The 25,052-nt window shown below is 67.0% G+C and carries 22 protein-coding genes and 2 pseudogenes; 5 read left to right on the top strand and 19 right to left on the bottom strand.

What is annotated here, in order from left to right; genetic code table 11:
* Positions 1-10: 10 nt before the first annotated feature.
* From MRAB57_RS17915 to MRAB57_RS17885, 7 genes and pseudogenes are all read right to left on the bottom strand, one after another.
* Positions 11-1,261 carry an acyl-CoA dehydrogenase family protein gene (locus MRAB57_RS17915; protein ID WP_173813944.1) on the bottom strand — a complete coding sequence of 417 codons (1,251 nt, stop codon included), beginning with the start codon at positions 1,259-1,261 and terminating at the stop codon, positions 11-13.
* Positions 1,258-2,400, bottom strand: a complete 1,143-nt coding sequence (locus tag MRAB57_RS17910; protein ID WP_077088542.1) for an acyl-CoA dehydrogenase family protein — start codon at positions 2,398-2,400, stop codon at positions 1,258-1,260. Before MRAB57_RS17910 ends, MRAB57_RS17915 begins: the two co-directional genes overlap by 4 nt.
* 114 nt (positions 2,401-2,514) lie before the next feature.
* Complete coding sequence (locus tag MRAB57_RS17905) at positions 2,515-3,480, bottom strand: alpha/beta hydrolase (protein WP_077088541.1); 966 nt, start codon at positions 3,478-3,480, stop codon at positions 2,515-2,517.
* A 19-nt stretch (positions 3,481-3,499) separates the two neighbouring features.
* A complete protein-coding gene (locus MRAB57_RS17900; protein ID WP_245835947.1) occupies positions 3,500-4,000 on the bottom strand; it encodes a nuclear transport factor 2 family protein in 501 nt (166 codons plus the stop codon).
* Complete coding sequence (locus MRAB57_RS17895) at positions 3,966-5,138, bottom strand: amidohydrolase family protein (protein WP_077088540.1); 1,173 nt, start codon at positions 5,136-5,138, stop codon at positions 3,966-3,968. Before MRAB57_RS17895 ends, MRAB57_RS17900 begins: the two co-directional genes overlap by 35 nt.
* Positions 5,138-6,174, bottom strand: a pseudogene (locus MRAB57_RS17890) (amidohydrolase family protein). Before MRAB57_RS17890 ends, MRAB57_RS17895 begins: the two are co-directional and overlap by 1 nt.
* Entirely contained in the window at positions 6,171-6,530 is a 360-nt protein-coding gene (locus MRAB57_RS17885) for a Rieske (2Fe-2S) protein (protein WP_077088539.1), read from the bottom strand. Before MRAB57_RS17885 ends, MRAB57_RS17890 begins: the two are co-directional and overlap by 4 nt.
* Before the next feature lie 154 nt (positions 6,531-6,684).
* Between MRAB57_RS17885 and MRAB57_RS17880 the strand changes: the two genes are divergently transcribed.
* On the top strand, positions 6,685-7,899 hold the full coding sequence (locus MRAB57_RS17880; protein WP_077088538.1) for a cytochrome P450: 1,215 nt from the start codon (positions 6,685-6,687) through the stop codon (positions 7,897-7,899).
* The gene (locus MRAB57_RS17875) at positions 7,896-9,053 is read left to right on the top strand and encodes a Zn-dependent alcohol dehydrogenase (protein ID WP_077088537.1); all 1,158 of its coding nucleotides are present in this window, start codon (positions 7,896-7,898) and stop codon (positions 9,051-9,053) included. Before MRAB57_RS17880 ends, MRAB57_RS17875 begins: the two co-directional genes overlap by 4 nt.
* Positions 9,054-9,070: 17 nt before the next feature.
* Here MRAB57_RS17875 and MRAB57_RS17870 read toward each other — a convergent pair whose 3' ends face one another.
* From MRAB57_RS17870 to MRAB57_RS17850, 5 genes are read right to left on the bottom strand one after another with little or no spacing between them, the layout of a single operon-like run.
* Positions 9,071-9,808, bottom strand: coding sequence for an SDR family NAD(P)-dependent oxidoreductase (locus MRAB57_RS17870; protein WP_077088536.1), 738 nt, complete (start codon positions 9,806-9,808; stop codon positions 9,071-9,073).
* Entirely contained in the window at positions 9,805-10,245 is a 441-nt protein-coding gene (locus MRAB57_RS17865; protein ID WP_077088535.1) for a VOC family protein, read from the bottom strand. Before MRAB57_RS17865 ends, MRAB57_RS17870 begins: the two co-directional genes overlap by 4 nt.
* A gap of 13 nt (positions 10,246-10,258) precedes the next feature.
* Positions 10,259-12,163 carry a YhgE/Pip domain-containing protein gene (locus tag MRAB57_RS17860; protein ID WP_077088534.1) on the bottom strand — a complete coding sequence of 635 codons (1,905 nt, stop codon included), beginning with the start codon at positions 12,161-12,163 and terminating at the stop codon, positions 10,259-10,261.
* 2 nt (positions 12,164-12,165) lie between these two features.
* On the bottom strand, positions 12,166-12,861 hold the full coding sequence (locus MRAB57_RS17855; RefSeq protein WP_425436757.1) for a hypothetical protein: 696 nt from the start codon (positions 12,859-12,861) through the stop codon (positions 12,166-12,168).
* A 13-nt stretch (positions 12,862-12,874) separates the two neighbouring features.
* On the bottom strand, positions 12,875-13,501 hold the full coding sequence (locus MRAB57_RS17850) for a TetR/AcrR family transcriptional regulator (RefSeq protein WP_077088533.1): 627 nt from the start codon (positions 13,499-13,501) through the stop codon (positions 12,875-12,877).
* 146 nt (positions 13,502-13,647) lie between these two features.
* On the opposite strand from MRAB57_RS17850, the gene poxB reads away from it, so the two are divergent.
* The gene (gene poxB / locus MRAB57_RS17845) at positions 13,648-15,384 is read left to right on the top strand and encodes a ubiquinone-dependent pyruvate dehydrogenase (RefSeq protein ID WP_077088532.1); all 1,737 of its coding nucleotides are present in this window, start codon (positions 13,648-13,650) and stop codon (positions 15,382-15,384) included.
* Between the two features lie 43 nt (positions 15,385-15,427).
* Here poxB and MRAB57_RS17840 read toward each other — a convergent pair whose 3' ends face one another.
* Positions 15,428-16,252, bottom strand: coding sequence for an SDR family NAD(P)-dependent oxidoreductase (locus tag MRAB57_RS17840; protein WP_077088531.1), 825 nt, complete (start codon positions 16,250-16,252; stop codon positions 15,428-15,430).
* Between the two features lie 97 nt (positions 16,253-16,349).
* Here MRAB57_RS17840 and MRAB57_RS17835 point away from each other — a divergent pair.
* Positions 16,350-16,475, top strand: a pseudogene (locus MRAB57_RS17835) (zinc-binding dehydrogenase); the annotation flags it as partial.
* A gap of 453 nt (positions 16,476-16,928) precedes the next feature.
* On the opposite strand, the gene MRAB57_RS17825 reads toward MRAB57_RS17835, so the two are convergent.
* A complete protein-coding gene (locus MRAB57_RS17825) occupies positions 16,929-18,149 on the bottom strand; it encodes a cytochrome P450 (RefSeq protein ID WP_077088529.1) in 1,221 nt (406 codons plus the stop codon).
* An 11-nt stretch (positions 18,150-18,160) separates the two neighbouring features.
* Positions 18,161-19,183 carry an LLM class F420-dependent oxidoreductase gene (locus tag MRAB57_RS17820; protein ID WP_077088528.1) on the bottom strand — a complete coding sequence of 341 codons (1,023 nt, stop codon included), beginning with the start codon at positions 19,181-19,183 and terminating at the stop codon, positions 18,161-18,163.
* Positions 19,184-19,270: 87 nt separating this feature from the next.
* Between MRAB57_RS17820 and MRAB57_RS17815 the strand changes: the two genes are divergently transcribed.
* Complete coding sequence (locus MRAB57_RS17815) at positions 19,271-20,776, top strand: acyl-CoA carboxylase subunit beta (RefSeq protein ID WP_077088527.1); 1,506 nt, start codon at positions 19,271-19,273, stop codon at positions 20,774-20,776.
* Here MRAB57_RS17815 and MRAB57_RS17810 read toward each other — a convergent pair.
* Genes MRAB57_RS17810 through MRAB57_RS17795 form a run of 4 tightly spaced genes read right to left on the bottom strand, consistent with a single transcriptional unit; the run spans position 20,773 to position 25,050 of the window.
* Positions 20,773-21,816 (bottom strand): TIGR03857 family LLM class F420-dependent oxidoreductase, encoded by a 1,044-nt coding sequence (locus MRAB57_RS17810; RefSeq protein ID WP_077088526.1) that lies wholly within the window; start codon positions 21,814-21,816, stop codon positions 20,773-20,775. The two genes, MRAB57_RS17815 and MRAB57_RS17810, sit on opposite strands and share 4 nt — an antisense overlap.
* Complete coding sequence (locus MRAB57_RS17805; protein ID WP_077088525.1) at positions 21,809-22,951, bottom strand: alpha/beta hydrolase family protein; 1,143 nt, start codon at positions 22,949-22,951, stop codon at positions 21,809-21,811. The genes MRAB57_RS17810 and MRAB57_RS17805 overlap by 8 nt, the downstream gene beginning before the upstream one ends.
* A 19-nt stretch (positions 22,952-22,970) precedes the next feature.
* Positions 22,971-24,599, bottom strand: a complete 1,629-nt coding sequence (locus MRAB57_RS17800) for a flavin-containing monooxygenase (RefSeq protein WP_077088524.1) — start codon at positions 24,597-24,599, stop codon at positions 22,971-22,973.
* Complete coding sequence (locus tag MRAB57_RS17795; RefSeq protein ID WP_077088523.1) at positions 24,589-25,050, bottom strand: nuclear transport factor 2 family protein; 462 nt, start codon at positions 25,048-25,050, stop codon at positions 24,589-24,591. Before MRAB57_RS17795 ends, MRAB57_RS17800 begins: the two co-directional genes overlap by 11 nt.
* Between the last annotated feature and the right edge of the window lie 2 nt (positions 25,051-25,052).

Below are 25,052 nucleotides of genomic sequence, written 5' to 3'. Positions count from 1 at the left end.
TAGCCCGCGATCAACGCGTCTGGCCGTGCTTGACCTGATTGAACGGCACCCCACGATCGGCGGCGTATTCCCGCGGGAAGCCCAGCACCCGTTCGCCGATGACGTTGCGGGCCATCTCGGTCGTGCCCCCGCCGATGGCGACGGTCTGGCGCGACAGGTAGCGCAGCCCGGCCTCCAGGCCGTCGCCGACCTCCCCCACCGCCGAGGCAGCTCCGGCGATGGCCAGCGCGGTGTCCACGTCCAAAGCCACTGTCTCGGAATGGAAAAGCCTGATGAGGGTGCCGCCGGTCGGCGGCAGCGCGCCGTCCCGGACCCTGTGGTAAACGTGGTCGATCAGCTGGTCGGCGACCGCGCGGTGAACGAGCACGCGGCCGGCCATCTCCCGCACGCGTTCGCTGTCGGCCTGGCCCGTTTTCTCCGCAAGTTCAACGTAGTCAACGGGACTCATGCTGCCGCCCTCGCTGCCACTGCCGCTGGCGAACTCCGAACCCTGGCCCACCGCCCGGCGCTCGTGGTAGAGCTGACGCGACGCGACCGCCCAGCCGCCGTTCACATCGCCCACCACAGCGTCGTCGCCGACGTCCACGCCGTCGAGGAACTCCTCACAGAACTCCGTGGAACCGCTCAGCATCGTGATGTGCCGCAACGTGATTCCGGGGTGCTTGATCGGCACCAGGAACATGGTCAGCCCCTCGTGCTTGGGCACATCCCAATCGGTGCGGGCCAGGCACAAGCCATAGTCCGCGGCGAACGCACTGGTGCTCCAGGTCTTGGCGCCGTTAATAATCCAGCGATCACCCTGGCGCTCGGCGCGGGTGATGACACCGGCCAGGTCCGAGCCGCCGCTGGGCTCGCTCAGCAGCTGCACCAACACGTCTTCGCCCCGCAGCGCCGCGGAGATGTGCCGTGTCTTCTGCTCCTCGGTACCGGTGTCGAGCAAGGTGGCGCAGCAGATGGCGAACGTCGGGACGTTGAGGATCAACGGCATCTCGTAGTTCAGGGATACCTCGTCGAACGCCTTCTGGTATGCGTAGTCCAGCCCCAGGCCGCCGTACTCACGGGGAAAGCAGATGCCGGCGAATCCGCCTGTGTAGAGCCGCTTTTGCAGTTCGCGGGCCCTATTCCAGGCGCTCTCGTCATCGCGCGGCGCGGGCGGTGGCGAGTCGGGGTCGATGGCGGGCAGGTTGTCGGCCAGCCACGCTTTGGCCCGGGCGGCGAACTCCACGACGGATTCGGTTGGGGTCACTTGATCAGCCGTCATCGCGCCGAGCGCGCCGCCTTCTCCGCCTCGTACACCCGCAGGTTGTGCTCCTCCGGCGTGCCGAACATGGAGCGGTACAACGCAACCCGCCTCAGGTACAGGTGCAGATCGTGTTCCCAGGTGACGCCAATGCCGCCGTGCATCTGGACGCACGCCTGCACCAGCCGGCCGGCCATCTCGCCGACGTACGACTTCGCGATGCTCGCCGACAGGCCCGCCGAGGCCGAGCGCGCGGCGATGTCGGCGACGGCCGCTCCCGTGGTGGCGCGGCAGGCCTCGAGCCACAGCTTCATGTCGGCGAAGCCGTGTTTGAGCGCCTGGTAGGACGCCAGCGGGCGCCCGAAGGTGTGCCGGTCCATCGCCCACTGGCTGGTGAAGTCGAACACCGTCTGCAGGATGCCGACCACCTCGGCGCACTGCAGCACCTGAGCGATCTGGCTCTGCCGCTCGATCAGGCCGGGGGTTTCGGCGGCGCTGCCGACGACCGCGGACTGCTCGACGACCACGCCGTCGAATTGCACCCGCGCGTATTGCTTGACCAGGTCCACCGACTGTTGGGGCAGCACCGTCACTCCGGGTGCGTCCGCAGGCACCAGCAGCTGGCGGACGTCGTCACCGCAGCGGGCGACGACCAGCAGCAGCTCACTTTGGCCGCCGGCCTCGACGCGGTCCTTGACGCCGTCGATGCGGAAGCCGGAGTCGGTAGGGGTGGCGGTGACCGACGGATCCAGTGGCGCCCAGCCCTTGTCGGGCTCGCAGACCGCCCATGCGGCGACCGTCTCCCCGGACATCAGCGACTCGACGGTGGCGGCGTGGGCCTGCGCGTCGGCGCTGTCGACGAGCGCGGTAAGCACCACACTCACCGGGTACAGCGGCCCGGGGGCCACCGTCTTGCCCAGCTGCTCGGCGACCATCGCCAGATCCGCGACACCGCTGCCCGAAACGCTGCCGCCGCCCAGCTCCTCGGGAACCAGCAACGCCGTCCACCCGAGTTCCGCGGCGCGCTGCCACCACGCGGGGTCGAAGGACACGCCCGCGGCATGCAGTTCTCGGACGCGGCGCAGCGGCGCTTCCTTTTGGAGGAACGACTGCGTCGTGGACGCGAACAGCGCTTTTTCGGGGGAATCGACGACGGTCATGGTGTCGACAAACCCTTCCGCGACATTCGGTCGCCGCCGCCAAGAATCACGTTCTCGATATTAGCAAACGGCAATACCGTAAGAGGTACCGGAGCTCGGTGGAGAAGAGAGTCGTTACATCGCGAAGACGCGGCGGACCGACTGCGCGTGCAGCGCCCGGTTCTCCTGAGAGACAACCCAATCCGGTACCAGCGCGTCGAAGCCGTTGAAAGTCGCTGCGATGACGTGCAATTCGGTGTGGACGAAGGCATGCAGCAACCGGTTGGCATAGTCGATCGCCTCGTCGCGGCAGGGGTCGATTTCCGAGCAGCTGACGAACGTGGGCGGCAGCCCCTCCAAGTTCGCCCGGTGCGCGGGGACGTGCTGGCCGCTGGCGCTGTCGGAACCCAGGTAATGCCCCCACGCGCGGCTCACTGCGGGCCCGTTGAGCCCGGGCGTGCGCTGGAATTCGCGGCGCGACGGCGTGGCGTCGCTGTCGAGCATCGGCTGATGCAGGATCTGCATGCGGATCTGCGGGCCCTCGTTGTCGAACATGCGCTGGGCCAGCCCCGCGACCAGGGCGGCACCCGCATCGTGGCCCATCACGGCCAGGCGGCTCGGATCGACGTCGAGTTCCGCGCAGTTGCGAATGGCGTAGTACATGCCCGCCTCGACGTCGTCGAGTGCCGCCGGCGCCGGATTCTCGGGGGCCAGCCGGTAGTCGACCGAGACCACCAGGCAGCCGCCCTCGCGGGCCAGCTCCACGCACTGCGCGTGGTCGGTGTCCAGGTTGCCGGTCACGAAGCCGCCACCGTGGGCGTACACCAGCAACCCCGCTCCCTGGCCGCCCTCGATCTGGCCGCGGTAGAAGCGCAGGTTCAGCTGCTGGCCGCCCGGACCGGGGATGGTGCGCGATTCGATGGTCACGCCGTCGGTGTCGACCACGGCCGCGCGCCCCGCCGCCAACCGGTCAGCGTGTTCGCGTTCGGCGGCCAGTGTCTCGATACGGTATTCGACGATGCCCAGCTCGCTCGCGGCGTCACGCAGCACCGGGTCGATGCGGTTAATACCTTGCGGGCGGCTCAGGTCCGTTTGTGTCATACCCTCTCAACTTCCGGGCTCAGGGCGCAGGCTGGGCGTCGTGGCCCGGCGGGTCGCCGGGTCCGAGGCCATCTCCAAGGTAGACCTGCGATTCCATGTGGTGAACGATGAGGTATCGGTTGCCGCGACGGGTCAGCAGCCAGGTGATCCAGCTGGTGCCCGAGTGGGCGGTATCGGACTCGCGCCCGGTGAAACTCCAGCGGCTCAGCACGACGCACCGGGCCAGTCCGCCGGCGAGGGTTTCGGCAGACCACAGCCGTGACGTCACCGACGCCCGCTTGATGCGGCCGGCCATCCGGGCCCAGTGCCGCTCCAGCGCCTCGGCGCCGGCCAGGGGCTCCGGGTATTCGTCGCCGAGATAGATCGGCTGCGGGGTATGGCGCTCCCACAGAGCGGCCAACCCGGCGACGTCCAGGGACGACCACTTCTCGTCGTATTCGCTGATCAGGGCCGTCACCCGGGCGTGCAAGCCGGGCTGCGCCGATTCAGGCGTCGGGGGCAACGCCGCCGGGCCGCTCACCGGGTAGTGCCTTGACGGTCGAGGGCAGCCCGTACAGCGCCATCGCGTTGCCGCGCATGATCCGCTCGCGCTGCTCAGCGGGGAACCGGTTGATCGCGTAGGTCGGCGAGTCGTAGCTCCAGTGCGGATAGTCCGTCGAGAACATCAGGTTGCCGCCGAGGTCCATCATCTCCAGGTACTCACGGAACTCGACGGTGTCGACGTCCTCGATCGGCTGCGTGGTGAACCTGACGTGTTCGCGCACGTAGTCCGATGGGCGGCGCCGGACGTGCGGCAGGTCGCCGCGGCGGGCCTCCCAGATCCGGTCCATCCGCGTCATCACCGGCATCGCCCAGGTGAAGCCGCCCTCGATGAAGACCACCCGCAATTCGGGATGCCGATCGAAGGCTCCGTCGAACACCAGGCTCATCAGGTGCGAGACATAGAGCAGCGGCCAGGCCGCGAAGAAGTCGTGCCAGTGCGCGGGGTTGCCGACCGGATAGATCGGGATCAATTCGAACGGAGTCTGCCCCATCAGGTGCGTGGAGATCGGCAGCCCGTTGCGCGACGCGGCCTCGTAGAGCGGATCGAAATGCGGGTTGCCGAACGGGATTCCGCGTGTCTGCGGCGTCATCAACACCTGGGCCATGTAGGGATGTCCCGCCCACCGCTCGACTTCGCGCGCCGCCTGCTCCGGAGTCTGCGCGCTGACGCTGATCGACCCGCGCCAGCGGCCGTGCGCGTTGTGATTGTCCAGCCACACGTCGGCCAGCCAGTCGTTGTACGTCGACTTCAGCACGTGCTCGGCCTGCGGCAGCTGCGCGTCGCACATCGGCTCCAGCGACGCGATGCTGACGCCGGCATCGACGAGCAACTGTTTGGCGGCGAAATCGGGGTCGCTGCCGGCCGCCCCGCCGCCCGGCGGCCACGAGTCCATGCGCAGCGACGACGTCTTGTACGCGTCGGGGGTGTCGTAGAAATACGACACCGGGCTGGCCTCGTTTCCGGTCGCCCAGATCTTGTCCACCCACTCGGCGGGCGCATACGACTTGAGCACGTCGGCCGAGACGGGCAGCGGGTGCACGTCGGTGTCGACGATGGTGACCGCGATTTCGTCGTTTTGATCCGTCGTCGACTCGACCCGTTCGATCGTTGTCATCAGACACGCTCCTTGAGTCCGTACAGCTCACTTGCGTTGCGCCACAGCATCTTTTCGCGCTGCTCGGTGTCGAGACCGTCGGCCGCAGCTTCGGGTGCCGACGTGGACCAGTGTGGGTAGCCCGATCCGTACATCAATAGGTCGGACTTGCCGGTGAAGTCCATCCAGCGCTGCGTCTGGCCCGGCTCGGGCGCGCCGTCGAAGGCCGACGAGCAGAATCGCACATGGCCGGGCAGGTACTCGCTGGGATAGCGGTCGACCCACGGTGTCTGGTCGCGCATCGAGAGCCAGAAAGTGTCCAGCCGCCACATCAGCGGGGTGAGGATGTCGTAGCCGCCGTCGGCGAAGACGAACTTGAGTCCGGCGAGGCGGCCGAACACGCCCTCGACGATCAGCGTGGCCAGATGCACGAAGTAGTTGAGCGGCATGAAGGCCGCATAGCCGGGGTAGGTGTGCGCGTGCCCGGCGAACGTGGGTGCGTAGTCGACGCCGTTGCCCCCGTTGATGTGCACCGCGACAGGAAGCCCGTGGGCGGCGGCGGCCTCCCAGATGGGTTCGAACATCGGCTTGCCGTAGGGCTCGCGCGACTGCATGGGAACCCCGACTTGCACGAGCTTGGGGTGGTCGGCGAGGCGCTCGATCTCGGCGACGGCCGCCCTGGGGTCTTCGGGGTTGACCCGGATGGTGCCGCGGAACCGGTTGGTGGTGTCGGGTTCCAGCCAGCGGTCCAGCTGCCAGTCGTTGACCGCCGCGCATATCCTGCTGTTGAGCAGATAGTCGGCGATGTTGCCGCGGGTCAGCGGATTCAAAAGGCGTAGTCGACACCCATGTCCTCGAACAAGTGGCGGCCGACGGTCTCGGGATCCGATCCCGGGTAGCTGTCGCCGTACAGGTCTTGCCGGTAGTCGCCGCCGGGCGCCTGGTACCACTGCCGCTCGACGTCGGGGATCGCGCGCAGTTTGTGGGGTTCGGGGAGGTAGCGCCGGACCTCGGCGTTGTAGCGAAAGTGTGGCTGCACATTGGTATCGATGATCATGCCGTCAGGAACACTTCCCCGTCGCTGACGTCGACCTGATAGGTGCGGATGCGCCGCCGCGGGTCGGCGACGTTTTGACCCGTGGTGACGTCGAATTCCCAGTTGTGCCAAGGGCATCGCACGATCTGCCCGTCCCGCACCCGGCGCATCCGGTCGGGCGACTCGGGGGCCGATTCGTTGGTGCCGCCGATCAGGCCCAGGCACAGCGGGGCGCCCTCGTGCGAGCAGTAGTTCACGATCGCATACAACGCGCCGTGCACGTTGTACACGCCGACCCCGAACTTGCCGACGTCGACCAGCTTCATCCCGCCGGGCGGCAGCTCGTCGAGGGAGCACACGAATTGCCGGGTGGGCACCTGTAGGTCACCGCCTCTACGACTGGGCCGAAGTTCATCCTGTGCCTATTACGGTAACCCCGACAAGGCGTTGGGCTTCGTTGCTATTTATACTATGATAGCGACATTCCCTCGGCATGTAACCGCCCATCCTGGCTGCTCAGAAGGAGCGCTGATGACGCTCGGCACCGACCCCGTCACCCTCGACACCACTGGTGAAACCAGCCCCTACCCGTATTTCGAATACATGCGGCGCACGGATCCGGTCTGGCATGGCACCTTCATGGACCATTCTCAGATGCCCGAGGAGCTGCGACCGAACGACGAGTGGGTCTTGTTCGGCTACGACGGTGTGTTCCAGGCGTTCCGCGACGACCGAGTCTTCACGTCGGCCGCCTACGACAAGTCCATCGGATTGGTCATGGGCCACACCATCCTGGCGATGGGCGGCAAGGAGCACCATGACCACCGCAGCCTGGTGGCCAAGGCCTTTCGGGCCACCGCGATGGAACGCTGGGAGCCGTCGGTCATCGGGCCCGTCTGCAATCAGCTGATCGACGAGATCAAATACCAGGGCCACGCCGACCTGGTGAAGGCGCTGACGTTCGAGTTCCCCACCCGGATCATCTCGGTGCTGCTCGGCCTCCCGCCGGAGGACCTCGACATGTTCCGGCGCTTGTCGCTCGACCTCATCTCCATTCCCACCGACATCGTGGCAGGGCTGAACGCCGCCGCGGAGTTGCACGGCTACTTCCTCAACCAGGTCGAGCAGCGGCGCCGCAAACGCACCGACGACATCATCGGCGACCTGGTGGCCGCCGAAATCGACGGCGAGAAGCTCACCGACGAGGCCATCATCGCGTTCCTGCGCCTGTTGCTGCCCGCCGGGCTGGAGACCACCTACCGCTCGTCGGGCAATCTGCTCTACCTGCTGCTGACGCACCCCGAGCAGCTGTCGATGGTCCGCCAAGACCGGTCGCTGATCCCGATGGCGATCGAAGAGGGCCTGCGGGTGGAAACCCCACTCACGATGGTCATGCGGACCACCACCGAAGAAATCAAGGTGGGCGACAAGACCATCCCGGCCGATGCCCAGGTCGACCTGTGCATGGGTTCGGCCAACCGCGACGAGAGCCGGTGGACCGACGCCAACAAGTTCGACATCCGCCGCCCGCGCCAAGCGCACATCGCGTTCGCCGGCGGCATCCACATGTGCCTCGGAATGCACCTGGCGCGCATGGAAACTCAGGTGATGCTCAACAGCCTGCTGGACCGCGTCAATGACCTGACCTTCGTCCCCGACGACGGCAGCGGCGACGAGGCCAGGATCGTCGGCCTCACGTTCCGCTCCCCCAACAAACTTCCGGTCACCTTCACCCCCGCCGCATGAGAAGCCAAGCAGCGATTCTGCACGACGTCGGCGGGCCCTGGTCCGTCGAGGAATTCGAGCTCGACGCGCCCCGGGCGGGCGAGGTCCTGGTCGAGATGGCCGCGGCGGGAATGTGCCACTCCGACGACCACATCCTGCAAGGTGACATGTCGGCCCCCAACGAGCTGCTGCGCTCGATGGGTTTGCCCACGATGTTTCCGATGATCGGCGGCCACGAGGGTTCGGGCGTCGTGCGTGAGGTCGGCGACGGCGTAACGGAATTCGTGCCCGGCGACCACGTGGTGATGTCGTTCGTCGCCGTGTGCGGACGGTGCCGGTGGTGTGCCAGCGGCATGGAGTACATCTGCGACATGGGCGCCAGCGTCCTGACGCCCGGCATGCCGACCGACGGCACCTTCCGCCACCACACCTCCGAGGGCAAGCCACTCGGCCACCTGGCCAAGGTCGGCGCGTTCGCCAAACACACTGTGGTGTCGACCAACTCGCTGGTGAAGATCGAGCCGCACCTGCCGTTGGCGTCCAGCGCGCTGCTGTCGTGTGCGATTCCCACCGGGTTCGGCTCGGTCGCCAATCGCTCCAACATGCGCCCCGGTGACACCGTCGTCGTCATCGGTGTCGGCGGCATCGGCACAGGCGCGATTCAGGGCGCCCGGATCGGCGGTGCCGCACAGATCGTCGCGGTCGATCCCGTTGACTTCAAACAGAAGTCGGCGCTGCAGTTCGGCGCCACCCACACCGCCGCCACGGCGGAAGAAGCGCTCGACCTGGTGCGCGACCTGACCTACGGCGTGATGGCCGACGCGGTCGTGGTCTCGCCGTCGCTGATCGTGCCCACCGACGTGCGGGACGCGGTGAAGCTGACCCGCAAGGGTGGCACCTGCGTGCTCACCGGTATGACCTCGCAGCTGACGGCGTCAGTCAAGATCGATCTGCAGGAATTCATCCTGATGAACAAGTCGCTGGCCGGCACCGTATTCGGTTCCTGCAACCCGAAGGCCGACATCTTCCGGCTGGCCCGGCTCTACCAGACCGGGCAGCTCCAGCTCGACGAGATGATCACCAGGCGTTACCGTCTCGACGACATCAACGAGGCCTACGACGATCTCCGGAACGGCAAGATCATCAGGGGCATCATCGACTACGGGATCGAGTGAATCCCGGCCCTGGAAGCTCATTTGCGGTCGCCCTTTCCCATCACCCGTTGGAGTTGACCGTAGGAGTCGATCGGGCTGTGCAGGGCCAGACCACCGTCGGCATGCACGACTTGCCCTGTCACCCAAGGTAATTCGAGCACGCCGACAATGGCCCCCGCCACGTCGGTGGCCTCTCCCAGCTCGCCCAGGGCCGTCCGCTCGGACAGTCCTTCGACCCAGCCCGGCAGTCGTTCCGGGTTGGGCAACATGGGGGTTCGGGTGACGCCGGGTCCCACCGCGTTCACCCGAATGCCGTGGCTGCCCCACTCCACCGCGGCGACCTTCACCAGCATGTCCACCCCCGCCTTGGACACGCAGTAGGCACCCATGTCGCGATCGGCGAGGGTGCCGCTGATGCTGGACACGGCGACCATCGAACCGCCCACCGCGGCATCGATCATGGCCCGCGCCGCGGCGCGCAGCGTCAGCCAGGTGCCGGTCAGGTTCACCGCAAGCACCCTCTCCCACTCAGCGGGCGACAGCTTGGCCAACAGGCCGGACGCGCCGATCCCGGCGCATGTCACCACCCGGGTGGGCACGCCGTACTCCCGCACGGTTCGTGCCATCGCCGCCGACACCGCATCGGGATCGCTGATATCGCAGACGATGTCGGCATCGGCGAGATCCCACACCACGACGTCATGGCCCGCGGCACGCAGGCGCCCCACCACCTCGCGACCGATCCCCGACGCTCCTCCGGTCACCAACGCGGTCACCGGGCCGGCCCGATCAACTCGACGAGCACGCCGTCGGGCGCGCTGATGACCGCCATGGGGACCGTCTTGCGGCCCGGGGCCGGCATGATGATGCGTCGCACACCGTCAGTGAACCCCAATTCGGCCAGCGTGGAAAGCGTTTCGTCGACTTCGCGCTGCAGTGAGAGCAGGAAGAAGCCGTGCCGGGGACGCTCGGGCGCAGCCGCGGCGTCGTCGGCGCCCTCGAAGACGACCAGTTCGACGATGCCGGTGTCGGGTGCCTTCGGATCGCCCAGGAATATCGACCGCAGCCGGTCGGACGGGGCGCCGAACAGTTCCGGCCAATCCCCGATGAAGGTGTGCTCGAACAGCTGTGTCAATCCCAGCCCGTCACGCCAGAACCGCAGCGAGCGCTCGACGTCGGAGGTGCAGATCGCGGCGTGGTGGACACCTGACATGGGCTTCCTTTGGCTATATCTTGATCGCGGGGATCAGCCTGCTGAGATTCCAGAGTCGGTCTCGTCGGGCGGACAAGGACGAGATCGCCAGCGAGACGGCCGTGATGATGGCGAGCACGATGACCGCCTGCCAGAGCCGGGCGTCGATGCCGCCGAGGATGAGCTGACGAAGTCCGTTGACGCCGTAGGTCATTGGGTCGAAGCGATGCAGGACCTGGAAGGGCCGTGACGTGGTCTCCACCGGGTACATGCCGCCGGCGCTGACGAGTTGCAGCATCAGCAGCGCCATGATCAGCACGCGGCCCACCGCCGGACCGACGAGCGCGTTGATCGCCTGCGTCGCGGCCACGAATGCGCCGGAAACCAGGATCATGAACCCCAGCATCGCCACCGGGTGTACCGCGTGCATACCCAGGCCGAACCGGACCACGCAGTAGAGAATGATCGCCTGGAACAGCGCGATGGCGGCCGCGGGCAGGTAGCTGGCGAACACCACGCGGATCGCGAGCACCTCTGCGGCGATCGCACGACTCTGTAAGGGCCGCAACACCATCCACAGCACCAACGCACCGAAGAACAAGGCCAGCGTCAGGAAGAACGGGGCCATACCGGTGCCGAAGTTGGGTGCGGCATTCTCGTGCGAGGCTTCGAGTTGCACCGGGCCGCCGATGGTGTCGGCCACCGCGTCCTTCTGCTGGGTTGTCCAGTTGGGCAGCTGCTTGGCCCCCTCGGCGAGCTTGTTCGACAGCTCCGCCGATCCCGCCTTGAGCTGGTGCGCGCCGTCATCGAGTTTGGCTATGCCGCTGGCCAATTCGGCGTTGCCGGAGGCGAGCTGCTGGGCCCCGTCGCGGAGCTGGGTGAGCTTGTTCGTCAGCTCCTGCCCCTTGCTGCCGACCTGGTCGAGCGCCGACCCCAACGGGCTGCCGGGCGCGCGCAAGCCGGAGGTCATCGCGATCGCGGCGTTCTGCGCGTCGGTGAGGCGCTGCCGGATCTGGGGGCTGAACTGGTGACCCCGAAGCTGATCCTGGATGCCGCGCAGGTTGTTCGCCAACGGATCCTGCCGCGCGGAGAGCTGATCGATCACCGGCGAAAGGGAATCAGCCGCGCCATCCTGGGCCGTGGCGATGGCGCCGATCTGATCGTTGGCCTGCTGAAGCGCGGCCGCCCCCTGCTGCAATTGCTGCGTGTTGCCGCTGATTTGGGACAGTGCCTTGGTGATCGTGATCAGCGGGTCGGTGGCCTGGTTGATTCCGTCCGACAACTGCTGGGCACCGGCGGCAAGCTGCGCCGAGCCGGACCGGGCGGTGTCCAGGCCGGCCCCCAGCTGACCGACGCCGTCATCGAGTCGGGCGGCTCCGTCGGCGGCCTGCTTGATCCCGGCCCCAGACGAAACCACCACCGAGAGCATGTGATTGACCGCCTGCCCGGAGATCCGGCTGGACACGGCGTTGAGTACCTGGCTGATGGCGGTGCGACCGATGCTCGTCGAGATGTAGTTGTTGGCATCGTTGTAGACGGCGATCAGGTTGGCCTTCTTGGGCTGCCCGGTCACCGGCGACGCGATCGCCGCGCTGAAGTCCGGCGGCAACTCGACCATGAAGTAGTACTTGCCGTGATCGACGCCGTCGCGGGCTTGTTGCAAGTCCACGACGTGCCAGTCCAGGCCGCCGTCGGCGGTCAGGCTCTTGGCGATCTCATCGCCCGCGTTGAATTGTTCCCCGGACACGACGGCGCCCCGGTCCGAGTTGACCAGCGCCACCGGCATTTTGTTGGTGTGGCCGAAGGGATCCCAGAACGCCCACAGGTACAGCGCGCCGTACACCAGCGGCAGCAGCATCAGCACAACGATGGCCACGCGCGTCAATCGGCTGCGGCCGAAACGCTTTATCTCCGAGCCGAATGCGAGTCCAGCCAGCATCGTCAGTCCCCTTCGGTCAGGATGCGGTGATCGTGAAGTTCGTGGTCGGGGGCGTCGATGCCGAGTGGGTTGGTGACCCCGACGACGACGGTGCGCCGCTGTGCGATCGCGCCGAGCCGCTCCACCGCGGTCGCCCGGCGGGAATTATCCCGAACCTGCTCGAGGTCGCCGATCACCAGGATCGGGCGATTCGACAGCCCCGCCAACGTGATTCGCAGCAAGAACAATTCCAGGTCCGACAATTCGACGATGTAGGCATCGGAGGAAGGCGGCGGGATGTCGCCGAAAACCTCGGCCAGCTCGGCCTGCCCGGCCTCGAACGGCACCGACGAATACCACCGCGTCAGCCACCGGCGTTGCTCGGCGAACACGGTCGCCACGGTCACCGAATCCTCCAGGTCGTCGATATCGGGGAACGCCGCGATCGAGCAGTGCCTGCGGATCGCGCGCGGGGTCGTTTCGCCGAGGACGGTCACCGTGCCGTGGGTGGCCTTGAAGCGCCCCGCGAGCGTCAACAGCAGCGCCGTCTGTGCCGGGCCACCCGGCATCTGAATCGCGTGAAACCCCGGGGGGAGCGAGAGATCGACACCCGCGAACAGGGTTCCGTGCTCGCCGTCAACCCCCAATCCGCTGGCGGTGATCACCGGCGCAGTGGGTTCCGACTCGTCTTTCGTATCCATCTCGTCTTTCGCATCCATGGTGTGGCTCTCCCTAATCGCCGGAAACCGGAACCGATTCCAGCAGTGCGGTGATCAGTTGCGCGAGCAGGTTGGGGTTAATGCTGCCGGGCCGTAGAACCTCTTCCATCGCGACGCCCAGGTTGAGGGTCACGACAAGCTGGGCGAGATCGGCGAGCTGCCGATCGGACTGCACGGTGTCGCTCGATTCGACGATGCGTACCGCCTCGCCTGCGGCGGCGCGACGGCGACCGATCAGGCGCTCGCGCAGCCGCGGATCGCGCTGGGCGCGCAGCCAGTACTCGACGAACAGGACGTAATAGTCGGAATGGTCGCGGACCGAGTCGAGCACCGACCGGCTCACCTCGCGTGCGGCCGCGCCCGTGTCGCCGTCGCTGCTGTCCAGCGCGATCGCGATCTGCTCGCCGCGCAGCTCGAACTCGCGGTCGAGCAGCGCCAGGAACAGTTCGTCCTTGGACCCGAAATTCGAGTAGACCGCACCCTTGGTGAAGCCCGCGGCCTGACCGATCGCGTCAATGGTGGCACCCGCGAACCCTTCGGCGGCGAATACTTTCGAGGCCGCGTCCAGGATCCGGTCGCGAACCTCACCGCGGGTGGGGCGCGTCCGGTGCGGCTTGACGGGCGACATGGTCAGCAGCATACTCCTCAGTATCGGTTCGATACCAGCCGGTATCGAATGGTCCAGTGCCTGTTGCCGAGCGTCGGCGCGCAGTGGACGAGTCAATCCCAATGCGGGATCGTCATGTGCAAAGCGATCGCCGGACAGACCCAGAGAGGACGGCAGGGATGACGACCGTCGCCGACCACATCATCGCCGCACTGAAAGCCAGTGGCATCCAACGCGTTTACGGTCTGCCTGGTGACAGTCTCAACGGGTTCACCGACGCGATCCGTCGCGCGGAGAACATCACGTGGGAGCACGTGCGGCACGAGGAGGCGGCCGCATTCGCGGCGGCCGCCGACGCCGCCCTGAGCGGGGAGTTGTCGGTATGCGCGGGCAGCTGTGGGCCGGGCAACCTGCACCTGATCAACGGGCTCTACGACGCGCAGCGCACCCGGGTCCCCGTGCTGGCGATCGCGGCGCAGATCCCGCTTGCCGAAATCGGATCGGACTACTTCCAAGAGACCCACCCCGAGCAACTGTTCAAAGAATGCAGCGTTTATTGCGAGCTGGTCAGCACACCGGAGATGGCACCGCGCATCGTCGAGATGGCGATGCGCGCCGCGGTGGAGGAACGCGGAGTCGCTGTTGTGGTGATACCCGGCGAGGTGCTGTTGAGCCGAGTGGCGCAGAACGCGTGGGACATTCGCCCCGTGCTACCCACCCGGTCGGTGGTGCGCCCCGACGACGAATCCGTGCTGGGCGCGGCCGGGATCCTCAACGCGTCAAACGGGATCACGATCCTCGCCGGCGCAGGCGCGGCCGGTGCCCACGATGAACTGATCGGGCTGGCGGCCACGCTGCAGGCGCCGATCGTTCATGCCCTGCGCGGCAAGGAATACATCGAGTACGACAATCCCTACGACGTCGGCATGACCGGGCTGTTGGGTTTCGCCTCCGGATACAAGGCGATCCGCGAGGCCGAGGTGCTGCTCATGTTGGGCACGGACTTTCCCTATCGGCAGTTCTATCCCGAGAACGCCACCGTGATCCAGGTGGATATCCGCGGACGCCATCTGGGCCGGCGCACCCCCGTCGATGTCGGGTTGGTCGGCACGGTCAGGGACACCCTCGCGGCGCTGCAGCCGTTGCTGCACCAGAAGACCGACCACGATCACCTGGACCGGGCAGTGCGGCATTACCGGAAGACCCGCGCGTCGTTGGACGCGCTGGCGGTCAACGACCGAGACCGCACCCCGATCCGGCCCGAGTACGTGGCGGCAACCGTCGACCGGCTCGCCGCCGACGACGCGGTGTTCACCTACGACGTCGGATCCCCGGTGATCTGGGCGGCGCGGTACCTGACCATGAATGGGCGGCGCCGCCTGATCGGCTCATCCACCCACGGCACCATGGCCTGCGCGCTACCGCACGCCATCGGAGCCCAAACCCCCGACCGCGGTCGCCAGGTGGTCGCGCTGGCCGGCGACGGCGGACTCACCATGCTGTTCGGCGAGCTGCTGACCCTGGTGCAGAACAAGCTGCCGGTCAAGGTCGTGGTGTTCAACAACGCCTCACTGAGCTTCGTCGAGCTGGAGATGAAGGCCGCCGGCTTCGTCAACTTCGGCACCGATCTGCACAACCCCGACTTCGGGGCGGTTGCCCGGGCACTGGGAATGTTCGGTGCCCGCGTCGAAAAGCCCGGCGAACTCGAGTCGGCACTGGCCGGCGCGTTCGCCCATGACGGGCCCGCCCTCGTCGATGTCGTCACCGCGCGCCAGGAACTGAGCATCCCGCCGACGATCTCGGCCGAACAGGCCAAGGGCTTCACCCTCTACGCCATCCGCACCATCCTCGCCGGCCGCGGCGACGAACTGCTGGATCTGATCACCACCAATGTTGCCCGTCGAATCCTCGACTGATCGCCTTGGGGGCGAACGACTTTCGAGGACGGCCGGGCGACTCTCAGCCGAGTCTGGCCAAAGTGCGCTCCCACAGCTCGCCGGCAAGGCGCGGGTTAACTGCCAGCCGGCTGGTTTTGGCGATCTTGTGCTTTGCGTAGTACTCGCCGGGCGTCCACTCCGAACCGGGCGTGGTCGACGCCAATCGCACCAGCTCGTCGGCTCCCTCGTCGGGGGTCGCGATGAATAGCACTGCCGGGGTGTACCGCTGCATGAAGACCAGGAACTTTGAGCCCGAGGCGACGCCGATGTTGGAGTTGACGTTGCCGGGATGCACGGTCGCAACGGACAGCCCGCCGGCATGGTGGCGCCGGTGTAATTCCTTGGTGAACAGGACGATCGCCAGCTTCGAGAACGCGTAGGCGGCGGCGGGCCGGCGGCTGGCGGTGTCCTCGAGGTCGTCCACGGTGGCCCGGAAGATCAGCTTGTGCGACGAACTGGTCGTGTTGACGACGGTGGCGCGCGAATCCACCAGGACGTCGAGCAATTGGGTGGTCAGCAGGAACGGTGCCAGGTAGTTGACCTGATAGGTGCGCTCGTAGCCGTCGGGCGTCAGCTCGATCTTGCTGGCCATCCTCCCGGCATTGTTGAGCAGCACGTCGATGCGGGGGTATTGCGAACGAATCTTGTCCGCCAGCGCCCGAACCTGGGACAGGTCGGCGTAATCGACGACGAAATAGTCCGCGTCCAATTCGGCGGCCACCGCGACGGTCTTGGATTCCGAGCGGCCCACCACGACGACCTGGTCGCCACTGCGGCTCAGCCGACGCGCCGCCGCCGCGCCGATGCCGTCGCTGGCGCCCGTGATGAGAATCGTCCTACGCGTCATTGCCCAGACCTCCACGGGGAGTTTAGCGACGGCGCGTTAAGCGAGCCGCTCAACGACTCGAGGGCCAGGGTCCTCCTGGCGGACAGGCGAACTACTCGAGCTGATCGAGGCGGGCAACATCTCGGTCACGGTGAGTGCGCACTACCCGCTGCGCGGAGCCGCCCACGCGCATCGGGACCTACAGGGCCGGAAAACCACCGGATCGGTGGTGCTCACGCCCTAGCGTGCGCCAGCCCGCCGACTACTGACGGGATTAAACACACGCCTAATGACGTTGAAAGCCAAAGAAGCAGGCAGTGCTATGCGTCTGACTTCGGCTTCAGGGTCATCGGTGCTCCTGTCAGCGGCCAAGTCAGCCTGTCCGCGTCGAGGTATGAGGTTGAAAATGAAGACTGATATAGCCGGATCGCGTGGGAACGCGGCGTGCGAGTCTCAGGCGTCTGACACGACGGTTCTGATCACCGAGGCACAGGTGGCGTTCGGCACCGCGGCCGCGGCGGGTGTACGCCCCAAGGAACGTCGGTGGCTTGGGCCAGTGGGCCGGATCGCCGGAACGTTGAGGGGCTCACGCGCTGCGCGGCCTCCCTTCCAGACCCGCGCGGCGTACCTGGAACCTGCACGAATGGCGCGTGAGATGGAGCGCCTGTAAGCGCAAGGCGCACCTGCCGGCTTGGCGCTACGCCAATGAGTAGCGCACCGGCAAGTGCTTGAGGCCGCCCACGAACGTCGTGGCGACCAGCTCCGGATCACCGGTCAGCTCAATCGACTTAAGCCTGGGCAGCAGCTCCGAAAAGAAGCTGTTGACCTCCATGCGAGCCAGGGCCGCCCCCATACAGAAGTGCACGCCGTAGCCGAACGCTAGATGCTTGTTGGGATCGCGCCCGACGTCGAAGCGGAACGGATCGGTGAAGACGTCCTCGTCGCGGTTGGCCGAAACGTAGGACAGCAGAACGGAATCCCCTGCCGCGATCGGCACCCCGCGCACGGTGGTGTTCTCGTTGGCGGTCCGCATGAATTCCTTGACCGGGGTGACCCAGCGGATCATCTCCTCGGTGGCCAACGGCATCAGGTCCGGGTTGTCGCGCAACCGGTCGAGCTGGTCGGGGTTCTCGATGAGTGCCTGGAGGCCGCCGGAGATCGTCGCACTGGTGGTGTCGTGGCCGGCGGTGGCGACGATCAGGTAGTAGGACACGGTCTCGATGTCCGAGAGCGGCTCGCCGTCCACGCGGGCGTTGGCGATCGCCGAGGCCAGGTCCTCGGTCGGATGCTCACGGCGCGCGGCGGTCACGCCGTTGAAGTAACCGAACATGTCGAGCAGCGCGGGGATCTGATCCTCGCTCGAGGTACCGCGTTTGAATTCCGAGTCGTCGCTGCCGAACAGCTCCTGGGTGAGCTTGAGCATGCGGGCGAAGTCGGCCTCCGGGATGCCCAGCAGCGACATGATCACGTACAGCGGGTAATTCACCGCGACCTGCTGGACGAAGTCGCATTCGGGACCGACGGCCAACATCTTGTCGACATAGATTTTGGCGAGTTCGCCGACGCGCATCTTCAACGCGCGCATCGCCTTTGGGCGGAACCAGTCGGAGCCGATCGCGCGTATCACCCGGTGCTGCGGGTCGTCCAGGTGAATCAGCGTGCGCACCCCGGCGTTGGCCTGCAGCTCGTCGCCCACGGTGGTGGTCAGGACCGGGCGCGGCCAGTTGGTGAACAACATGTTCTCGCGCTCGATGTCCATGATGTCGGCGTGTTTGGTGATCGCCCAGAACGGTTTGTAGTCCGGCACCTCGACCCAGGAGACCGGCCCGTTGGCGCGCAGGTGAGTCAACGCCGCGTGCAGCCGCTTCTCGTCGGTGTACGCCAGCGGATCGGCCAACACCTTCCCGGCGCCGTCCATCGTCGTTGTGCTCACTGGCGAAACTCCTTCATTGCTACGGTGATACAGGGCTGCGAAGCGGTCATGAAGATCGGCAGGACGCGATCGACCACGCCCTCGCAACGACGCCGCAGGGCGGCGCCGACCTCGCCGACCGAGCCGACGACGGCGAAGGTCGTGAGCATCTCGTCGTCGATCAGCGAGGCCATCGCATCCCACTCCCCCTCCTTGGAGAGCCGGTTCAATTCCTCGTGCAGGTCGCCCCAGCCGTGCAGCTCGAGAACCTTGCGATAGGCCGGCGTGGAGCCGTAGAAGGCGATCTGCTTGCGCACCGCGGCGGTGGCGGTCTGCAGCTCGGCGTCGGTCTCGCCGGTGGCCACCAGCACCTCGGCCGACACCTCGACATCGCTGCGTTGCCGGCCGGCACTCTGCAGTCCGCGCAGCAGGGCGGGCGTGGTGACGTCGGTGATGTACCGCTTGGACACCATCGGGTGGCCGAGGTGGCCGTCGGCGACCTCGCCGCACATTTCGGTCATCACCTCGCCGACCGCCGCGATGAAGACCTTCGGCTTCGGGTAGGGCTGCGGCTCGGGCGTGAACATCGGGGTCATGATCTTGTGCGTGTAGAAGTCGCCCTCGAAGCGGAGCTTGCTGCCGTCGCGCCAGGCGTCCCAGATCGCGTGCATCGCCGAGACGAATTCACGCATCCGGCGGGCCGGATGACTCCACGGCATGCTGAACCGCTTCTCGATGTGGGGCTGAATCTGGGTGCCCAGGCCGAGGATGAACCGGCCCTTCGAGTACGCCTGCAGATCCCAGCCGATGTTCGCGACGATCATCGGATTGCGGGCGAACGCCACGGCGATGTTGGTGCCGACTTCGAGCCGCGACGTGTGCTCGGCGGCGAGCAGCAGCGGCAGGAAAGGGTCGTGACTGGTCTCGGGAGTCCAGCCCCCGTCGTAGCCCTGCTGTTCCAGTGCGCCGGCCGCTTCGGCCGCGCGTGTCAGTTGATTGGGAATGCCGCCGTCGATCTTGAGGCGGGGGCCGTCAGGCATGCGGGTAACTTTACAGTAAGCAATCCAGTATGTGACCCTGCAGACCTGGGCGCGCACGATCGCACCCGCAAGAGGTAGGACTGACGCATGACAAAACCCCCGGATTGGGAGGAAACGCTCTCCGACCTTGCCCGCCGGCGTCAGCACGCGCGGGGCATGGGCGGACCCGAGCGGCTCGACAAGCACCGCGGCAAGGGCAAGCTCGACGCCCGTGCGCGCATCGACCTGCTCCTCGACCCGGGTACCTTCCGCGAAATCGGCACGCTCGTCGGCGGCGAGGTCGCGTCCGACGCATTGATCGTCGGTTCGGGCTCGATCAACGGCTCGCCGGTGATGCTGGGCGCCGAGGACTTCACCACGATGGCCGGCAGCATCGGCCCCGGCGGCAACTCCAAGCGCTTCCGCATCGCCGAGCTGGCGCTGCGCGACAAGACCCCGCTGATCATGCTGCTCGAGGGCGCCGGCTTTCGCCCCGGCGGCGGGCACTACGGCCGCGCCCCGACCGACCTCCTCGCCCAGGCACAGTGCTCCGGCAAGGTGCCAACGGTGGCCGCGGTGCTGGGTCCCTCGGCCGGGCACGGCGCGCTGGTGGCACCGGTGTGCGACTTCCGGATCATGAGCCAGCAGGGAGCGATCTTCACCGCGGGGCCGCCAGTCGTCAAAGAGTCAACCGGAGAAGACATTTCGAAAGAGGACCTCGGCGGTCCGGTCACCTCCTTGCCCAGCGGGGTGATCCATAACGTCGCCGACGACGACGAAGCTGTCATCGCGGACATCCGGCGCTACCTGTCGTACTTCCCGCCAAGCGCATGGTCGTATCCGCCGTCGCTGCCCGCCTCTGAAGCGGGGGCAGACACCCAGCCGCGCGCGACGCCGGAACTGCTCGACATCGTTTCGCGCGACAACCGCCGCGTTTACGACATGCGCGCGGTGCTCGACGTGGTCTTCGACCGGCCGGACTGGTTCGAAGTCCAGCCGCAGTACGGCAAAGCGATCATCTGCGCGCTGGCCCATCTCGGTGGTCATCCGGTCGCGGTCGTCGCGAACCAGCCCAATGTGCTCGCCGGCTCCATCGACGCAAATGCCGCGGACAAGGCGGCGCACTTCATCATGGTGGCCGACTCATTCCACCTGCCGCTCATCTTCTTTGCGGACAATCCCGGCATGCTGCCCGGCAGCCGGTCCGAACGCAGCGGCGTGCTGCGCGCAGGCGCGCGGATGTTCGCCGCCCAGACGGCGGCCACCACGGTGAAGCTGCACGTGACGCTGCGCAAGGCGTACGGGTTCGGCTCGATGGTCATGTCGCTGTTGGGTTTTGACAGCCAGTCCGCGACGTTCGCCTACCCGGGCGCGACGATGGGCGCCATGAGCGCGGCCGCGCTGGGCCGGGCGACGCACGCCGGCGAGGATGTCACCGCGAAGCTGCGTGACGCCGAGTTGCAGGCGTCCTTCCGCTCGGCTGAAAGCATGGGATTCGACGAATTGATCGATCCCCGCGAGACCCGAGACGCCCTGCTGGCTTCGTTGCTTCGCGGATTGTCGGCGCGGCAGGCGGCCGCCGAGCCGGTGAGCCGGACGGTGATTCTGCCCTAATCGCCTGCGCGGTACGCCGTGACGACCGGCTCCAGCTCGTCGGGGGTCGCGCCGTGCATGATCACCGCGTCGGCGCCGTAGTCGAACTCCTTGCGGATCCGCTCCACGCACTGCTGCGACGACCCGGTGGCCGACGGTTCCAACCACTCGTCGGGGATCAGCGTCGCGATGTGTTCGATCTGCTCGGGGGTGGCCTTGTGGTCGATCCCGCCCGCGATCGACGTGACCACCGGATCACCCCGGAACCGTTCCAGCACAGCCGGATCCCACTTGTTGGTCTGCACCAGCAGATCGCCGTAGCCCTGCAGATAGGTGGCCAGGCGCGCGACGGTCTTCTTCAGTCGCAGCTGCTCGGGCAGGTGGTCGCCGACGGTGGCGAAGCACGACCACACCCGAACACTGTCGGGATCGCGGCCCGCCTTCTCCGCGGCGGACTTCACGGTTTTGACGCAGCGCCGCAACGTTTCCGGGGTGAAGTAGGTGTGCAGGATGACGTCGTCGAACGCGCGGCCCCCGAGCTCGAGGGTGTTGGGCCCGAAAGCCACCAGCGCCAACCGAATGTCCTCGTTGAAGTCCGGGTCGAGGAACAGGATGGGGTACTTACCCATCGGGCCCTCGTGGTTGAAGATCAGCTCGCCGTGGAACAGCCGGCGCATCACCTGCGCCCAGTCCTCCATCTGCGCCGTGGTGACCGCCGGTATGCCGAAGGCCCCGTAGATCGCCGCGATGCCGCGCCCGATGCCCAGCGTGAAACGACCCCCGGAAAGTCGGTGCATGGTGGTCGCCCACGACCCGGTGATCAGTGGGTGGCGGGTGTTGTGATTGGTTGCGGCGGTGGCGATTTGCATGCGGTTGGTCACCGCGCACGCGGCCCCGACGAGCGACGATGCCTCCTTGACGTTCCAGCGCTCGGAGATGAACGCGGTGCCAAAGCCCAGCTCCTCGCCGCGGCGGGCTTCGTCCATCAGGGTTGCCGGGCCCTCACCGCCGGCGCCGGCCAGCAGGTAGTAACCCAATTCGTCGAGCGCCCGATCACTCAATTCCGAACTCCTTGTTGGTAGCAATCGCCGAGCGCAGGAATCGCTCGGTCACCCGCTGCACGCGGCGGGAGAAGATGTGGCCGACGTGGCCGCCGTCGTACCAGTACAGCTGGCCGCCCCACCGCTCCTGCAACGCATACGTGGGCTCGCGCATGGCCATTCGGTCGTGCCACGCCCCGACGATGAGCCGGCGTTCCGGCGGCGGTGCGGGGTCGGTCGCCAGCGGGTCGATCACCGACGTCAGCTGCGCGACGACCGGAGACCCCAGCAGTTCGCGGAATTCGCCGCGGCCATCGCCGAAGCGCGACAGGTGCCGCGCGATCATGCCGTTGAGCCCGAGGATCGGCGTGTACAGGCCCACCGCGTCGACCTGACGCTCCAGGTGCGAAACCAGCGCCGCCACCGGGGTGCCCATCGAAATCCCCGATACCACAACGGCGCTGGCCTGCGGCTGCACCCACCGCACCACCGCGCGCACCTCCGACACCGAGCGCATCATGCCGGCGACGTTGCCCAGCGGATCCATGTCCGGATAGGCCGGCCACTCACGGCGCCGCACGCCGTGGCCCGGCTGCACCGGCATGGCGACGTTGAACCCCAGCTGGTGATGGATCCGGCCGATCCGGGACAGCACCAGGTCCTCAGTGCCGCCCTGTCCGGCGCCGTGCACCCAGACCAGCCATGGCCGGGGGCCGTCGGTGTGCCGGCACACGTGCACCACCGCCCGCGCCGGGCCGCCGAGCCCCTCGGCTTCCAGCGTCCTCGGCAGCGCGGGATCATGCTCGAACGTCATCCGCTCGTAGGCAAGTCGGCCGACTCGCCGCCGCTGCACCGCGGTGGCCCGCAGCGGCGCGGGCTCGGCGTGCGCGCCGTCGATGCCCAGCGCCGACAACTCCTCGGCCGCCGGCTCGCACTCGCTCAGCGGCCGCACCCGGTCGGTCAGGTTGCCACCCAGCAGCGAAAAGCCAGTCAGCGCAAGCTCGTCGAGCATGACCTCGCCGAACTGGCGCACGCCGCGCAGCGACGCCGGGACCCAGCCGGTCGACTCGTTGAGGCCCGCCACCGTGCGGGGAACCACCATGCCCAGTTCGCGGGTGATGTCCCTGGAACGTTTCGCCAGCGAAAATCCCGCCATGCCGCTCACCTTAAACCAGCTAACTCAGCTTGAAACCGGTATATCCGCCCGCCGCGATCTCGTCGCAGCGGCGGCGGTATTCGGGGATCCCGCCGGTATAGCCCATGTACATCCGTTTCTTGCCGGGCACGTTGCCGCCGTTGTACCAAGAACTGCAGGACGGGTGCACCAGCACGGTCGACGCCACCAGCGAAGTGGCGTGGTCGATCCACTCCTGCTGCGCGGTGGCCAGCGCCTCGATGGTCCGAATCCCGTTGCCGCGCAAATGCGCAATGCATTCGCTGATCCACTCGACATGTTGCTCGAGCGCGGCGACGAAGTTGGTGGCCGCACTCGGGCTGCCGGGGCCCTGGATGGTGAACAGGTTCGGGAAGCCCGCGACCGCGAGCCCCAGATACGATAGCGGGCCCTCGCTGGCCCAGAACTCGCCGAGCGCCAGCCCGTCGCGGCCGCGGACATCGATGCGGGACAGCGCGCCGGTCATCGCGTCGAACCCGGTCGCGTAGACGATCACGTCCAGCTCGTAGGAGTCGTCCTCGGTGCGGATACCGGTCGGCGTCACCTCGCGGATCGGCGACTTGCGCAGGTCGACGAGCGTGACGTTGTCGCGGTTGAAGGTCTCGTAGTAACCCTGGTCGATGATCGGACGCTTGCAGGCGAACGGATGCACGGGCACTAGCGAGGCCGCGGTCCGCGGGTCCTTGACGATGCGGGCCACCGCCTCGCCATACAGCTGGGCGGCCATCTGGTTGGCCTCGATGTCGAAGAAGATGTCGCCCCAGTTGAGGGCCCCCATCACGCCGTTCTCCTCGATGGCGCGCAGTTGCTCTTCGCGGGTCGCCGACTTCAGCGGCGGCCGCACCAGCATCTCGAGCAGCACCGAGAACGCGCTCAGCCGCGCCGCCCCGATGGGATGCTCGCGCTGCGCGGCCCGGATTTCGCCGTAGCGGGCCTTCATCTCGTCCAGCTCGCCGTCTCCGAACCGGTGCACGCGCCACGGCAAGGTGTATGCCGGTGAGCGCTGAAACACGCAGAGCTGCAACGCTTCCCGGGCGACGACGGGAATCAGCTGGATGCCGGTCGAACCGGTGCCGATGACGCCGACCCGCAGCCCGGTTAGATCGAAGCCCTCCTTGGGCCAGCGGCTGGTGTACAGCGAGGTCCCGGCGAATGCGTCCATGCCCGGAATGTCGGGTTCCAGCGGAGCCGACAGGATGCCGGTGGCGGCGACCACGAACGGGGCCACATACGACTCGCCCGATTCGGTGCGCACCACCCAGACGGCGGCCTCCTCGTCGTAAGCCATCGCGACGACCCGGGTGTTGAACGTGATGTCGCGGCGAAGGTCCAGCCGGTCGGCCACGAAATTCAGGTATGCCTCGATCTCGGGCTGCGCGGGCATCGACTCCGTCCAGACCCACTCCTGCTGAATCTCTTCGGAGAAGCTGTAGGAGTACTCAATGCTCTCGATGTCGCAGCGGGCGCCCGGGTAGCGGTTGAACAGCCATGTGCCGCCGACATTTTCGGCCGCCTCGAGCACCCGAACCCGGATGCCGAGCTGCCGCAGCCGATGCAGCATGTAGAGGCCGGAGAATCCGGCGCCGATCACCAGCGCGTCGTAATGCCCCGCCTCGCCGTCAACTGCCATTGCCACCACTCATCCTCAGGATCGTCCGGGTCAGGTGCAGCGTCTTGATCCGCCAGCAACCGTCGCGCTTTTCGTAGGTCTCGTGGTAGTGACCGGCGCCGTGCAGCTGGCCGCCGTCGGCGAAGAACAGCATGTCTTCCATCGCCCAGATGCCCGTCGCGGTGGTCGCCGAGGTCAGCGCCAGCTCCGGGGTGTGGCAGTGGTGCACCGTGGCCACGCCTTCCAGGCCGCCCAGCACCATCGGCACGAAGTTGTCGACGCCCTCGATCGGCGCGGCGGTCTGGGGATCGGCACCCGCGACGCCGACGGCCATGTCCAGCGTGACCACCAGGTCGGGGGTGAACACGCCGCGCCAGGATTCGACGTCCTTGGTGTCCAGAAAGCGGCAATAACGCGCCTTCAGCTGCCGAAGCTCTTCCAGCTCGTCGGCCGGCGGGACGACCTGACTCATAT

The organism is Mycobacterium rhizamassiliense, assembly GCF_900157375.1.
GTDB lineage: Bacteria > Actinomycetota > Actinomycetes > Mycobacteriales > Mycobacteriaceae > Mycobacterium > Mycobacterium rhizamassiliense.
This window is presented reverse-complemented; position numbering and strand designations above follow the sequence as displayed.